Annotated in this window: 12 protein-coding genes; 7 read left to right on the forward strand and 5 right to left on the reverse strand. The window is 62.5% G+C overall.

What is annotated here, in order from left to right; all coding sequences use genetic code 11:
- Positions 1 to 36: 36 nt before the first annotated feature.
- Complete coding sequence (locus BUC24_RS12210) at positions 37 to 3,156, reverse strand: bifunctional diguanylate cyclase/phosphodiesterase (RefSeq protein ID WP_073216248.1); 3,120 nt, start codon at positions 3,154 to 3,156, stop codon at positions 37 to 39.
- Between the two features lie 155 nt (positions 3,157 to 3,311).
- Here BUC24_RS12210 and BUC24_RS12215 point away from each other — a divergent pair, with 155 nt between their 5' ends.
- Positions 3,312 to 3,818: a DUF1993 domain-containing protein gene (locus tag BUC24_RS12215; RefSeq protein WP_073216250.1), complete on the forward strand. Its 507-nt coding sequence runs from the start codon at positions 3,312 to 3,314 to the stop codon at positions 3,816 to 3,818.
- A 106-nt stretch (positions 3,819 to 3,924) separates the two neighbouring features.
- On the opposite strand, the gene BUC24_RS12220 is transcribed toward BUC24_RS12215, so the two are convergent.
- The gene (locus BUC24_RS12220; protein ID WP_073216252.1) at positions 3,925 to 4,137 is read right to left on the reverse strand and encodes a DUF1289 domain-containing protein; all 213 of its coding nucleotides are present in this window, start codon (positions 4,135 to 4,137) and stop codon (positions 3,925 to 3,927) included.
- On the reverse strand, positions 4,118 to 4,687 hold the full coding sequence (locus BUC24_RS12225; protein ID WP_073220008.1) for a DUF1415 domain-containing protein: 570 nt from the start codon (positions 4,685 to 4,687) through the stop codon (positions 4,118 to 4,120). The genes BUC24_RS12220 and BUC24_RS12225 overlap by 20 nt, the downstream gene beginning before the upstream one ends.
- 321 nt (positions 4,688 to 5,008) lie before the next feature.
- Here BUC24_RS12225 and BUC24_RS12230 point away from each other — a divergent pair, with 321 nt between their 5' ends.
- A complete protein-coding gene (locus BUC24_RS12230; RefSeq protein WP_073216254.1) occupies positions 5,009 to 6,322 on the forward strand; it encodes a transglycosylase SLT domain-containing protein in 1,314 nt (437 codons plus the stop codon).
- A 383-nt stretch (positions 6,323 to 6,705) separates the two neighbouring features.
- Positions 6,706 to 8,109, forward strand: coding sequence for a DEAD/DEAH box helicase (locus BUC24_RS12235; protein ID WP_073216256.1), 1,404 nt, complete (start codon positions 6,706 to 6,708; stop codon positions 8,107 to 8,109).
- Positions 8,110 to 8,331: 222 nt separating this feature from the next.
- On the opposite strand, the gene BUC24_RS26630 is transcribed toward BUC24_RS12235, so the two are convergent.
- On the reverse strand, positions 8,332 to 8,550 hold the full coding sequence (locus tag BUC24_RS26630; protein ID WP_143167498.1) for a hypothetical protein: 219 nt from the start codon (positions 8,548 to 8,550) through the stop codon (positions 8,332 to 8,334).
- 213 nt (positions 8,551 to 8,763) lie between these two features.
- On the opposite strand from BUC24_RS26630, the gene BUC24_RS12240 reads away from it, so the two are divergent.
- A complete protein-coding gene (locus tag BUC24_RS12240) occupies positions 8,764 to 9,096 on the forward strand; it encodes a hypothetical protein (RefSeq protein ID WP_073216258.1) in 333 nt (110 codons plus the stop codon).
- Positions 9,097 to 9,529: 433 nt separating this feature from the next.
- On the opposite strand, the gene BUC24_RS12245 is transcribed toward BUC24_RS12240, so the two are convergent.
- Positions 9,530 to 10,834 (reverse strand): SUMF1/EgtB/PvdO family nonheme iron enzyme, encoded by a 1,305-nt coding sequence (locus BUC24_RS12245; protein WP_073216262.1) that lies wholly within the window; start codon positions 10,832 to 10,834, stop codon positions 9,530 to 9,532.
- A 34-nt stretch (positions 10,835 to 10,868) separates the two neighbouring features.
- Between BUC24_RS12245 and senB the strand changes: the two genes are divergently transcribed.
- The 3 genes from senB (at position 10,869) to BUC24_RS12260 (ending at position 13,472) form a co-directional block, all read left to right on the forward strand.
- On the forward strand, positions 10,869 to 11,945 hold the full coding sequence (gene senB, locus BUC24_RS12250; RefSeq protein ID WP_229448190.1) for a selenoneine biosynthesis selenosugar synthase SenB: 1,077 nt from the start codon (positions 10,869 to 10,871) through the stop codon (positions 11,943 to 11,945).
- A gap of 52 nt (positions 11,946 to 11,997) precedes the next feature.
- Positions 11,998 to 13,047: a selenide, water dikinase SelD gene (gene selD / locus BUC24_RS12255; RefSeq protein ID WP_073216264.1), complete on the forward strand. Its 1,050-nt coding sequence runs from the start codon at positions 11,998 to 12,000 to the stop codon at positions 13,045 to 13,047.
- A 65-nt stretch (positions 13,048 to 13,112) separates the two neighbouring features.
- On the forward strand, positions 13,113 to 13,472 hold the full coding sequence (locus tag BUC24_RS12260) for a DUF1428 domain-containing protein (RefSeq protein ID WP_073216267.1): 360 nt from the start codon (positions 13,113 to 13,115) through the stop codon (positions 13,470 to 13,472).
- The last annotated feature ends 216 nt before the right edge of the window (positions 13,473 to 13,688 follow it).

Raw genomic sequence — 13,688 nt, forward strand, 5'->3', positions numbered from 1 at the left:
GACCGCCGCCTTCGCGAGGGCGATGTGGGGGTTTGCTTAGTTTTTGGGCCAGTTGTCTTGCACGGCCTGGGCGGAGACGGGGCGGCTGTACAGGTAACCCTGGGCGTGGTTGCAGCCGTGGCGCAGCAGGAAGGCGGCCTGGTCTTGCGTCTCCACCCCTTCGGCAATCACCGACAAATTCAAACTTTTCCCCAGCTGGATGATCGCAATGGCGATCGCTTCGTCGTTGACGTCAGTCGAGATGTCCTTGATGAAGCTGCGGTCAATCTTCAGCGTTTGCACCGGCAGCTGCTTCAAATAGGCCAGCGAGGAATAACCGGTGCCGAAATCGTCAATCGCCAGCCCGACCCCGATGGCGTGCAGGTCGTTGATGAAGCCAAGCGCGTCGTCCGTGTTCATGATGACCGATTCGGTCACTTCCAGCTGCAGCCGGGCTGGCGCCAGCCCGGTTTCATGCAGCACGTCGGCCACCATGCCAGCAATGCTGCCGCGCTCGAACTGCTTGAGCGAGAGGTTGACCGCCATTTTTGGCACCCGCAGGCCGGCCTGTTCCCAGCGCACCATCTGGCGGCATGCTTCGTACAGCACCCATTTGCCCAGCTGGTGGATAAAGCCGGAGTCTTCGGCCAGGGGAATGAAGCGCACCGGCGGCACCAGGCCCAGTTCCGGATTGTCCCAGCGCACCAGGGCCTCGACCCCGGTCAGACGGCCTGAATCGATTTCCACCTGCGGCTGGTAGTTGAGGAAGATTTCGTTTTTTTCGATCGAGCGGCGCAGCATCGCTTCCAGGCGCAGGCGCTCGACGCCCTCCCCCGTCATCGATGGCGCGTACAGCTGGTAGCCGTTGCGCCCACGCGCCTTGGCCTGGTACATGGCGACGTCGGCGTTGCGGATCAGCATATTCAGGTCGCTGGCGTCGTCCGGGTACAGGCTGATGCCCACGCTGCCGGTGACGAACAGCTCGTAGTCGGCCACCAGGAACGGTTGCTCGAACATGGACACCAGTTTTTCGGCCACGTGGGCCGCGCCTGATTCGCCGTCGACATCTTCCAGCAGGACGATGAATTCGTCGCCGCCCAGGCGGGCCAGGGTATCGCCGTCGCGCAGCTTGGCGGCCAGGGCGCCGGCCACCTGCTTGAGCAATTCGTCGCCGATGTGGTGGCCCAGGGTGTCGTTGACGTTCTTGAAGCGGTCCAGGTCAATGAACAGCACGGCCAGCTTCTGGTGCTCGCGCGCGGCGCGCTGCAAGGCGTGGTGCAGGCGGTCGTGGAACAGCAGGCGGTTGGGCAGCGCCGTGAGCGGGTCGTGGTGGGCCATGTGGTCGAGCTGGGCTTGCGATTCACGCGCCTTGGTGATGTCGCTGAACACGCCCACATAATGGGTAGTGGCGCCCTGGTCGTCGCGTACGGCCGAGACAGTGAGCCACTCCAGATACAGCTCGCCATTTTTGCGCCGGTTCCAGATTTCGCCGCGCCAGAAGCCGCTCTCGGCCAGGGTATGCCACAGGGCCGCATCAAACGCGCTGTCAGGACGGGCCGCGCGCGCCAGGGTGGCGTCCTGGCCCAGGGCGTCAGCTTCAGTGAAGCCGGTGATCTGGGTGAAGGCCGGGTTGATGGCGACGATCTGGCGCGCCGGGCCAATCACCATCACGCCATCGGCGATGTGTTCAAGCACGGTGGCCGACAGGCGCAGGGTTTCTTCGGCGCGGCGCCGTTCGGTGACGTCGGCGTAGACCCAGATGCTGCCCTGGTTCGGGTGCAAGGGGTCGAGCGCGCGCCCGCTCACCAGGCACCAGAACAGGCTGCCGTCGGCGCGCTGGTACTGGCGCTCTTCGCTGAAATCCTTGTCCAGGGCCAGGGCCGGGTACTGGATCTGGCCGGCCGCTTCGAACTCGGCCTGGCTGGGAAACAGCACGGCCGTGGATGCGCCAGCCAGGCCGCCCGCGGGATAGCCAAACAATTCTTCGCAGCGGCGGTTGACCGAGACCACACGCCGGGCACGCACAAACATGACGCCAAACATGACGTTGTCAAGAATGGCGCTTTGCTCGGCCAGCAAGCCCTGGATCCGCATTTCATTGTGTTTGCGCTCGCTGATGTCGGAAATGATGCCGTCGATCCAGGCGGCGCCCGTGGCTTCGTCGCGCTGGGGCTGGCCGTTTTCGGCCACCCAGCGTTCGGTGCCGAGGGCGTCGATGATGCGGTATTCAATGTCGTAGGGTTTGCCGCCCTGCATCGCCGCCTGGACGGTGCGCGCCTGCATGCGCCGGTCCTGCGGGTAGATGATGTCGGACCAGCGCGCCGCCGGGCTGCCCGTGAGCAGCGCGGCCGGGTAGCCGGAAATGTCTTCGATGGCGTCGCTGACAAAGTCAATCGGGCCGTTGGGGCGGACCCGGAACACGGCGCCCGGGACCTGGGTGACGATGGTGCGAAAACGCTCTTCGCGCCGGCCTATGTCTTCAAACAAGTGTTTGATGGCCACGCGCATCTGTTCCATCTGGCTGGCCAGACGGCCCAGCTCGTCGTTGCCGGCCAGATCGAGCCGGGTTTCGAAGTCGCCGCGCGAGAGGCGGTCGGAAAACTTCATCAGCTTGCGCAGGGGCACCAGCAGGCGGCGATTCAGGAACAGCACGATCAGCAAGAGCGAGACCGTGAGCTGGAAGGCCAGCACGAAAGCATAGTTCGATTGCTTGTTGCGCAATTCGGCCTGGCTGCGGGCATCGTCCATTTCCACCAGGATGCGGCCAATGCGCTCGCCGCGCACCAGAATGTCGCGCTCGGCCCGGTAGACATTGCCAATCGGGCGGTTGGGCGAATGCACGTTCATGAACTGGGTGTCGGCCTGGCCGATCACCTGAATTTGCAGCACCGAGGGGTCACGCATGACCGATTCGACCAGCGAGTGGGCTGATTCGGCGTTCATGTTCCAGAGGGATTCCTGCATGCCCAGGGCCAGGATGTCGGCGTTGCGCTGCAGGGACTCGTGCAGGGCGCTGCGGGCGGCGCCCTGTTCCTGCACCCCGATCAGGACGTAGCCGCCAATCAGGGCCGGGATTAACAGACCGCCCACCACCACGGCCAGCAGGGCGCCATAGATCGACACGCCATACAGCGAGGCGAGCCAGGCGCGGCAGCGTTGGTAGGCGGTGTTAAGCATGCAGCAAGATGGGCATGGGGGCGCGCGTGAGCGTGGTTAGCCGTTACTGAGTGGAATTATGCACGGAAAGCCGGGCCGAGGCCACGCGCCGATGCGCGCCCTGCACAAAGCGCAGCAACTTGTTATCATCGCTGCACTTTTACAAGGGGAATTTCATGACGTTTTCGATGTATGCGGCCTCGGTGCCGGTGTTCAAGCAGATTCTGACCAGCCTGTCGGCCATTCTGGACAAGGCCGAGGCGCACGCGCTGGAGAAGAAGATCGAGCCGGCGGCCTTGCTGCAGGCGCGTTTGTATCCGGACATGTTCCCCTTGCTGCGCCAGGTGCAGGTGGCGTGTGATTTTGCCAAGGGGGCGTCGGCCCGGTTGGCAGGGGCGGAGGTGCCGCGCTATGAGGATACCGAGCAGAGCTTTGCGGAACTCAAGCAGCGCATTGCCACCACGCTGGCTTTCATTGACAGCTTGCCGCAGGATGGGATTGAGGCGTCGGCCGGGCGCGATATCAGCACCAGCAGCGGCGCCAATGCCAAGCAGTTCAAGGGCCAGGTGTATCTGGTGCATTATGCGCTGCCGCATTTTTACTTCCATGCCACGACCGCGTATGCGATTTTGCGGCATAACGGGGTGGAAGTGGGCAAGAAGGATTTTATTGGCAGTTTTTGAGGTAAGTGAATGAACCTACATCGCCCTCGCGCAGGCGGGGGCCTATTCCACTCCACCGAATTCGGTAGCGTGGAATAGGCCCCCGCCTTCGCGAGGGCGATGTTGTTCAGGTGTTGCGGCGGGGGTAGCCTTGGGCCAGGATGCGCTGCCAGACCAGTTCTTTGGCTTCAGCGCTCATCGAGACCCAGTGCGCCACTTCCACCACGGTGCGCCCGCAGCCGCGGCAGACGTCGTCAAAGGTGGTCGAACACACGGCCACGCAGGGCGTGTCGGGTCGGATCGGCAAGCTCACGGCTGCCTCATTGGGCGGGGCCGACATCGAGTTTGTCCCAGCCTTCGTGGCCCAGTTGTTCCATGGTCGCGATATTCTTGTCGAAAATCTCGGCCGCTTCCGGGAAGGCCGCCACGGCCCGTTCAATGCTGTCTTCGCGCAGCAGGTGCAAAATCGGGTACGGGGCGCGGTTGGTGTAGTTGCTGATGTCGTTCTGGTCGGTCTCGGCAAACTGGTAATCAGGATGGAAACTGGCCACTTGCAACTCGCCATCCAATTGCATGTCTTCCACGGCGGCGTCCGCCACATCCAGGAATTCGTTGTAATCCAAGAAATCATTGAGCACAAAGGGGTGGATCAGGAGCGTGGTGTCGATCGCTTCCGGATCGCTGTCGGAGAGCAATTGCAGCTCGTCCATCAAGGTTTCCAGTAATTGTTCCGGGCTGGTGGCGGGCGAGACCACGTAACGTATTTGCTTTTTGACATGGACCGCCTTGGCAAAGGGGCACAGGTTCAGGCCGATGACGGCGCGTTCGAGCCAGCGTTCGGTGGCGGCGATGATCTGGTCATCATCGGCGTTCAGATTGGGGGTGGACATTGCAGCTTTCAGAAAGTCGGTCTTCGAATTGTACGCATTCTTTGCCACAGCTCATAGTTTGACGCGCGCCCGGGTGCTAGCTTGGCGGGACAGGTTGGTGTGCGATTGGTATTGCCGGCGAGCATTGCCAGAGCCACCACAGGCTGGGGCGGGCGCCGCATGTTGCGCGCTTTGTCGGCAAATTGGTCTGCATTTGGCTGCCAATCTTGTCTAAAAGAGTTGCCAAACAATTTCCCGCACACGGCTCGCAATTGCTTGACGCGAGCGTAAAAGGCTACGTACACTCCGCTCTACTGTCTCGCGACACACTATGGAAACGCCATGACCGAACCGACCCGCACCAAGGTAGCCCTCGCCGCATTCGCCCTGTTTCTTGCCCCGGCCCTGTGCCTGGCAGAGGCTGGCAGTGCCGATGCTGCCCCGGCCCAGATCGCCAAGCCAGCCGCGCCCCTGATGGCCGAGAGCAAAGTTATTGAAACAAAGGCATTTGAATACAAGGAAACCGATGTCTGGGGCCGCATCCGCACTGGCTACGCCATTCCCGACATCAACAATGCCCTGGTGGCCAAGCACGTCACCTGGTACAGCAGCCGTCCCGATTACATTGCGCGCGTGGCGACCCGGGCCAACCGCTATATGTTCCACGTCGTCACGGAACTGGAAAAGCGCGGCATGCCGACCGAACTGGCCTTGCTGCCCGTGATCGAGTCCGCCTTCAATCCGCAAGCCTATTCCAGCGCCAACGCGTCCGGCATGTGGCAATTCGTGCCAGGCACGGGGCGCGACTACAACCTGAAACAGAATATGTTCAAGGATGAGCGGCGCGGCGTGCTGGCCTCGACTGACGCCGCCCTCAGCTACCTGCAGCGCCTGTACACCATGTTTGGCGACTGGCCGCTGGCCCTGGCTGCCTACAACTGGGGTGAAGGCAATGTGCAAAAAGCCATCAAGAAGAACCAGGCTCTGGGTCTGCCGACCGACTATGAAAGCCTGGCTGACCTGATGCCGGCCGAAACGCGCAATTACGTGCCCAAGCTGCAGGCCGTGAAGAACATCATTGCCAATCCGGCCCAGTACAACGTGGCCCTGCCCGTGATCGACAATACCCCCTACTTCACGGCCGTGGACAAGACCAGCGATATCGACCTGGTGATTGCCGCCCAGCTGGCCGAACTGTCGGTGGAAGAATTCAAGGCGCTCAATCCGCAGTTCAACCGCCCCGTCATCACGGGTGGCGAGCAGACCAAGATCTTGCTGCCGTCGGAAAACGCGGAAAAATTCCATTTGAATCTGGCGCAATGGGGCCGTGCCCTGTCGACCTGGACCACGCACAAGATCACCGGCGCGCGCGAAAGCATTGCTTCGCTGGCGTCGCGCTTCGGGACCACGCCGGAAGTGATTCGCCAGGCCAACAATATTCCCGTCAAGACCCGCTTGAAGGCTGGCTCCACCATTCTGGTGCCAAAAACCTCCGCGTCGGTGCATAGCGACATTGCCGAGCAAGTGGTCGACAATGCGGTGATGGCCTTTGAAGCCGAACGCAGCGGGCGCAAGCCGGCGCGCAAGCAGAAGGCGACGAATGCCGAGCGTATCAAGGCCAAAGTGGCTGGCATCAAGGCGCGCGTGGCACGCTGAGAACGCCTGAGCGCGGGGTCGGGACCGGCGCAGGCCGGGGTCTGACCCCGGTTTCTCTACGGATTTATCTATACAAGCACAGTGAAACTACTGTATAGTACTGTTTGTGCGCTGCAATACGTTTCTCGCAATTAGACTGTGCGATGGCTGTTGCCTGTACCTGAAGTAAAACTAGCAGCTTCGCAAGCCTGGGCGACTTCCCTGAGAAGTCCCCTCAATAAAGCCCTCCCGCCTTGTGTGTCGCACCTGACACCGTCCCGGCGCAAAGCTTTTGTGCCGAAATTTCTTTCTACCTGAGTCATTTCGTTGTGTTGGTTGGCGTTGCTATTTTGCGCTCGGAGCATGTGCCCGAGTGCTGATCTATACCGAAAGAAAAGAACATAATGAGTTTTGAAGCATTAGGCCTCCACGCGTCTATCGTAAAAGCTGTGACCGATGCCGGTTACACCAAGCCGACCCCAGTGCAGGAGCAAGCTGTTCCTGCTGCGATCGAAGGACGCGATTTGCTCGTCTCGTCGCAAACCGGTTCCGGCAAAACAGCGGCATTCATGCTGCCTGCCCTGCACAAATTCGCTGTCGCTGAACAATCGCCTGCCGCCAAGACCGCGGCCCAGGAAGCGCAATCGGCGCGTGCGCGCGGCGAGCGTCCCCGTTTCAAGCCTGCCCAGCCAAAAATGCTGGTGTTGACCCCGACCCGCGAACTGGCCCTGCAAGTGACCAGCGCGACCGAAAAATACGGCACCCAGATTCGCCGCATCAAGGCGGTGTCGATTTTGGGCGGCATGCCGTATCCAAAACAGATGCAACTGCTGTCGCGCAATCCGGAAATTCTGGTGGCCACGCCTGGCCGTCTGATTGACCACATGGAATCGGGCAAGATCGATTTCTCGCAGCTGGAAATGCTGGTGCTGGACGAAGCGGACCGCATGCTGGACATGGGCTTCATTGACGACATCGAGAAAATCATTGCAGCGACCCCGGCCAACCGCCAGACGATGCTGTTCTCGGCCACGCTGGACGGCATGGTCGGCAACATGGCGCGCCGCATCACGACCAACCCGATGACCATTCAGATCACCGGTTCGGCCAGCAAGCACGAAAACATTTCGCAGCGCGTGCACTTTGTCGACGATCTGTCGCACAAGAATCGCCTGCTGGACCATCTGCTGCGCGATGAGACGCTCGATCAGGCCGTGGTGTTTACCGCCACCAAGCGCGATGCCGATACCATTGCCGACCGTTTGAACATTGCTGGTTTCTCGGCTGCGGCACTGCATGGCGACATGCATCAAGGTGCGCGTAACCGTACTCTGGACGGCTTGCGCCGCGGCCAGGTCAAGGTTCTGGTGGCGACTGATGTGGCTGCGCGCGGGATCGATGTGCCGAACATTACCCACGTGTTCAACTACGATCTGCCGAAGTTCCCGGAAGACTATGTGCACCGTATCGGCCGTACCGGCCGTGCTGGCCGCAATGGTCTGGCGATTTCGCTGGTCAATCACGCCGAAGGCATGAACGTCAAGCGCATCGAGCGTTTCACCAAGCAGCTGATTCCGGTCAATGTCATTGAGGGCTTTGAGCCGAAGAAGACGGCGTCGGCACCACGTTCGGCCGCCCGTCCAGGCAGCTGGAAGCCGGGTGACAACCGTTCGGCTGCCAAGCCGGGCCAGCGTACTTTCAGCAAGCCAGGTGCGCCGCGCAAAGATGGCGCCGGTGCTGGTGGCGGCTACAAGGGTTCGAACCCGCGTCCGGCCGATGGTGCACGTCGCTCGTATGGCGATCGCTGATCTGGGTTGATCATTGCGGTGGGGGCTTTCGGGTTTCTTCCGTGATGGGGATGGTTTGAGAAACGGCTACTTCGGTGGCCGTTTTTTTTTTGCGCTGTGCGGGTGCGGACGCGGGGACGATTTCGTTTTGCTGCGGAGGTGTGCGGATGGCGCGGCTCTGGCGGCGTGGGATGGGCCCCCGCCTTCGCGAGGGCGATGTGGGGTGCTGGTGAGGGCGCGTCGTTAGTCGTAGCTGCAGGTGTCTGCAAGGTCGTCGGAACGGCGACCTTGCCCTTCCCTGCGTCGGTCGGGGTCGTGCGGACCAGGCACGTACTGCGGCGCCGGGCCGTCGTCGTGGGCGAGACGCGCCAGTGCTTGGGCAAGCTGGTGCGCCACTGTGGGCTGGCGGAGCGCGGCTGGTGGCACGGTTGGTGGCACGGTCTGGTGCGCAGTTGGGTGCACAGTTGGGTGCACAGTTGGGGGCGCGGTTGGGGGCGCGGCTGCAGGCAATGCTGAACGCCATTGTGAATGCATTGGTGGATGCGCGGGTCCTGTTGCTTGCGATGGTGGCATGCAAGGCGATACTGGTGGCGGCGGGTAGCAAGCGGGAGGTGCCGGGTACGGTACCGCGGGACGTGGTCCGGCAGAGCGGACAGGCGCGACTAGGCCCAACGCTTGCAGCTTCTTGTAGCCACGCTGGTGCGGGAAGAATCGCGGTCGGCCATTGGCTTCTTCGCAGGCGATGTCGATACGCGCGCAGCTGGCCCGTTTCCAGTGCCGGGCGCCTGGGAAAAGGATGACGAGGTCGCGCCAGGCATTGCGCCCGTTGCCCGTCACCGCCAAAGTCATGCCGCGCGGCGAAACACGTTTGTTCTGGTAGCGGATTTCGTGTCCGATGACCTGGGCAGTGTGGGTGTGGCCGCCGTGTTCCATGCGCAGCTGGGTGCCATGGGGCAGAAAAACCGTTTTCCAAAGATAGCCGGGCGTGGTTTCGAGCGCGGCAGGTAAATCTGCAAGGCGTGCTGTGACAGGATGTTTTAGCGCGCCCCACGCGGCAGCGGCGCGATCGGTAGCGGCGCGATCGGTAGCGGCGCAATCGGTGGCGGCGCGGTCAGCTGCAGCTCTGTCAGCGGCAATCCACGCCCGTACGGCCAGCGCAGCAGCTTGTGGCATCGACAATGGGCTGCCGGACGCACGCAGATAGTCTGCAAGTTCCGCCCGCAGTGAGGTGGTGCCTTCCATTGTTCTCAGTGGGGCATCGTGTCTCATTTTGTCTCCTTTTGTCGATTCCTGTCTGGTTTTGACTCGTCTGGACCCTCAACGTTCAAAAATAGGCAGAACAAAGCAAAACGAGACAAAATAAGACAGAAAGAGACCCGATACCCCACTGGAGCGGCGGGACATCCCGACCCTCCCCCTCTCGCCGCAACCTGCGCTACAGCTACAACGCGCAGGTCCGGAAACCGACGAACATATCGTCGCGTTCGGGGCGATAGAAGTTGCGGTAGCGTGCCGAACCAAAACGCGCTGGGGTCGCAAAGGAAGCGCCGCGCAGGACCTGATGGGTCATGAACCAGGGTTCCGAATACTCCCGGTAGCGGTCAGGCGCAAAACCCGGATAAGGCTCGAACGGGCTGGCAGTCCACTCCCACAGCTGGCCCCATGCAAAGCCGGCTTGCCCAGAAAGTGCAGCAAACTCCCACTCGGCCTCGGTCGGCAAGCGCCGTCCCAGCCAGGCGCAATACGCTTGCGCCTCGTACAGGCAGATATGCCGCACCGGTTCCGCCGGCGCCAGCGTCATCAATCGCCCAAACCGCGTCGTGATCCATTGCCTGTCACCCTGCCTGTCGCCCTGCCCGGCGCCCTGCCTGCCGCCTTCCCTGTCACTCTGCCCACCGCCTTGCCCGCCTTGCTGCGCCCCGCCCAACGCGCCCGCCTCACGCTGCCAATACCTTGGCGACGAGCGCTCCTGCTGCATCAGCCAGGCACTGCCTGCCACGCTCCAGAACTGCCGGTTCTGATAGCCGCCATCGGCCATGAACTCGGCAAACTGCGCATTGGTGACCAGCCCCGCATCAATGTCGAACGGCGCCACATAACACTGGTGCGCCTGCTTCTCATTGTCAAACACGAAACCGCCCTCCTGCGCGCCAAGCGCAATCGTCCCGCCCGGATACGCAATCCTGGCCGAGGGCGAGCGCACCGGCTCATCGCGCGACAGCGACGGCGGCACTGGCACACCCAGCGTCTGCAGCGTGTACAACAAGGCCTCGCCATGCATGTCTTCATGCGCCAGCGCCAGGCGGTACGGATACAAGGCTTCATCCGTGCCGGGTTCGCGCGACAGCTTGTCCAGGGTCCGGTCCAGCACTTCATGACAGTAAGTCTTGAGCGCGCCAGCCGACGGCAAATCCAACGTCCAGCGGCTGCGGTGCGGCACCGTGTTGGAATCGAACCAGTCGTCGCCGCGCGTCAGCAGCGACGCGCGCTGCGCATCGGCCGGATGGCTCGACAGGGCTTCACGCAACACAAACCACTCGGTGAACCAGGCCAGATGCCCCAGCTCCCACAAGGGCGGATTAATGGTCGGCAAATGGGGCACGCGCGTGAGCACGTCATAGCCCATGCCAGCAAAGCAGTCGAACAGGCTGAGCGTATAATTTCTGGCGCTCTGCATGGCGTCGGCAAGCTGTTGCGGACGGGCGTGGCGAAACGATGATGCAAGCGACGATGTGGTGGAATTCATGGTGCAGATTGTAGCGAATTTTCAAGGGGACACCGTGCAAGAGAAGCAAGAAGAGAAGCAAGTACTGATCGCCAGCCCCGCTGGCGCGAAGGAAAACAACGGCAACTGGCAAACTGCCAGCCGCTGGGCATCCTTTTTGCGCGAACGCTACCAAGTCAGCATCGTTGCCAGCGCCGACTACGGTGCGGGCACGCTCCATGGCGCCGCGGCCGACGCCGATTTGTTCATTGCCCTGCATGCGCGCCGTTCCGCCGCCGCGCTGGCCGCCTTTGCTCAGACCTGGCCTGCCCGCCCACGCGTCCTGGTTCTGACCGGCACCGATCTGTACCGCGACATCCATCACGATCCGACTGCGCGCGCCGCACTGGAACACGCCACCGACCTGGTGTTGCTGCAAAGCGCCGGCGTGGCCGTGCTGCCTGCCGGGCTGCGCGCGCGCCTCCACGTCATCCACCAGTCGGCGCCCTGCACCCAGGCCGGACCCGCCCTCACGGGCGTCGATGCCGGTGCCGGTGCCGGTGCCGGTGAAGGCCCGCAAGACAAGGCATTTTCCATTTGCATGGTCGGCCACCTGCGCCCCGAGAAGGATCCCCTTACCTTCATGCGCGCCAGTACGCTGGTGCATGACAGCAGGATTCATCTGCAGCACATCGGGCGCGCCCTGGACCCGGACCTGGGTGCAGCCGCCGCCGCTGCCAGCGCCAGCCACGCGCGCTATGAATGGCTGGGCGATCAGCCGCACGCCACCACCCGCGCCCTGCTCGCGCGCAGTCACGCCATGGTTCTCTGCTCCCTGATGGAAGGCGGTGCCAATGTGATCATCGAAGCGCTCACCTCCGACGTGCCCGTGCTCGCCAGCGACATCAATGGCAACCGCGGCATGCTGGGTGAGGACTACGCCGGTTATTTCCCCCCAGGCGATGTCCAGGCGCTGGCCGCGCTGATCGAACGCAGCGTGGCCGACCCGGCCTTCCACGCCCAGCTGCTGCACCAGTGCCGCGCGCGTGCCCCGCTGTTTGCCCCGGCTGCCGAGCGGGCCGCCGTGCTAAGCCTGGCTGAACGCCTGCTCGCCGCCCCGCCTGCCGCCGCGCATGCCCCGCCCGAGCCCTGAGCGGCAACTTGGCGCATAATCCTGCCTGAGCCCACTTCACCACGGAACCACCATGTCCACTTCCCCCATCAAACTGACTTCCTTTTCCCACGGCGGCGGCTGCGGCTGCAAAATCGCCCCTGGCGTGTTGTCGGAAATTCTGAAAAATTCCAGCGGCTTCCCCGTGCCCAAGGAATTGATGGTGGGCATAGAAACGGCCGACGATGCGGCCGTCTACAAGCTCAACGACGAGCAAGCCCTGATCGCCACCACCGATTTCTTCATGCCCATCGTCGACGATCCCTTCGATTTCGGCCGCATTGCCGCCACCAACGCCATCTCCGACGTCTACGCCATGGGCGGCACGCCCATCATGGCCCTGGCCCTGGTTGGCATGCCAATCAACAAGCTGCCGCTGGAAACCATCGGCCAGATCATCCGCGGCGGCGAATCCATCTGCGCCGAAGCTGGCATCCCGATTGCCGGCGGCCACACCATCGATTCGGTCGAACCCATTTACGGCCTGGTGGTCCTGGGCCTGGTCCACCCTTCACGCGTGAAACGCAATGCCGACGCCAGGGCAGGCGACGTCCTGATTCTGGGCAAACCGCTGGGCGTGGGTGTGCTGTCTGCCGCTCTGAAGAAAGAGCAGCTCGACGCCGCCGGTTATGCCGCCATGATTGCCAACACCACCAAATTGAACAAGCCAGGCAAGGCCTTGTCCGAGATGGCAGGCGTGCATGCACTCACCGACGTCACCGGCTTTGGCCTGCTGGGCCACCTGCTGGAACTGGCGCGCGGCGCCCAGCTGCAGGCAACGCTGAAGATGGCCAGCATTCCGCTGCTTCCTGGCGTGGAACAACTGGCTGCCGACGGCTTCTTCACGGGCGCCTCGGGCCGCAACTGGGATGCCTATGGCAAGGACGTGCAGCTCGACCCGGCCATCAGCGCCGCCCAGCACGCCTTGCTGACCGATCCGCAAACCTCGGGCGGCCTGCTGGTCTCGTGCGCGCCCGACAGCGCAGCGGCCGTGCTGGCCCTGTTTGCGGCCGAGGGCTTTGGCCACGCCGCGGTGATTGGCCAGATGCAGGCCGGCCCCGCCACGGTCCAGGTTTTGCCCTGAGGAAGCGCGCGCCAGCGGGCGCGGCGCCGGCGTAGGATGCCTGTTCACCAACTCAGGAGAACGCCATGCCCTACGTCGACGGCTTCATCATCCCCCTGCCCAAGGACAAGATCGAGCATTACCGCAGCATTGCCACCCGCTGCGGTGAACTGTGGCGCGAACATGGCGCCCTGGAATTTCGCGAGTGCGTGGCCGACGATGTCCAAATGGGCGAGCTGACTTCTTTCCCGCGCGCCATCCAGCAGCAAGACCACGAAACCGTGATCTTTTCCTGGATCGTGTACGCCTCGCGCGAAGCACGCGATGAAATCAATGCCAAGGTCATGGAGGACCCGCGCATGAAAGCCATGATGAACCCGGAAAACATGCCGTTTGACGGCAAGCGCATGATTTTTGGTGGTTTCAACGTGCTGGTCGACATGTAAAGCGGCGCGCTTGACAAGCCAGGCGGACCTGCTTTACAGTAGGTCCATGTTCACCTCCCTGCCCCTGCCAACTTTCCTATCGCTAGCGCTACGTTAATCGTCGCGCAGTTTCTTTCGTGCCGCTTGCCGGCTTCGTAAAGTCCCAGGAAAGTTCCAGATGCATCGCACCAGCACCACCAGCACCACCACCCTGTTTCTACTGCTAAAGCTACCGAT

This window comes from Massilia sp. CF038, from assembly GCF_900129765.1.
GTDB lineage: Bacteria > Pseudomonadota > Gammaproteobacteria > Burkholderiales > Burkholderiaceae_D > Telluria_A.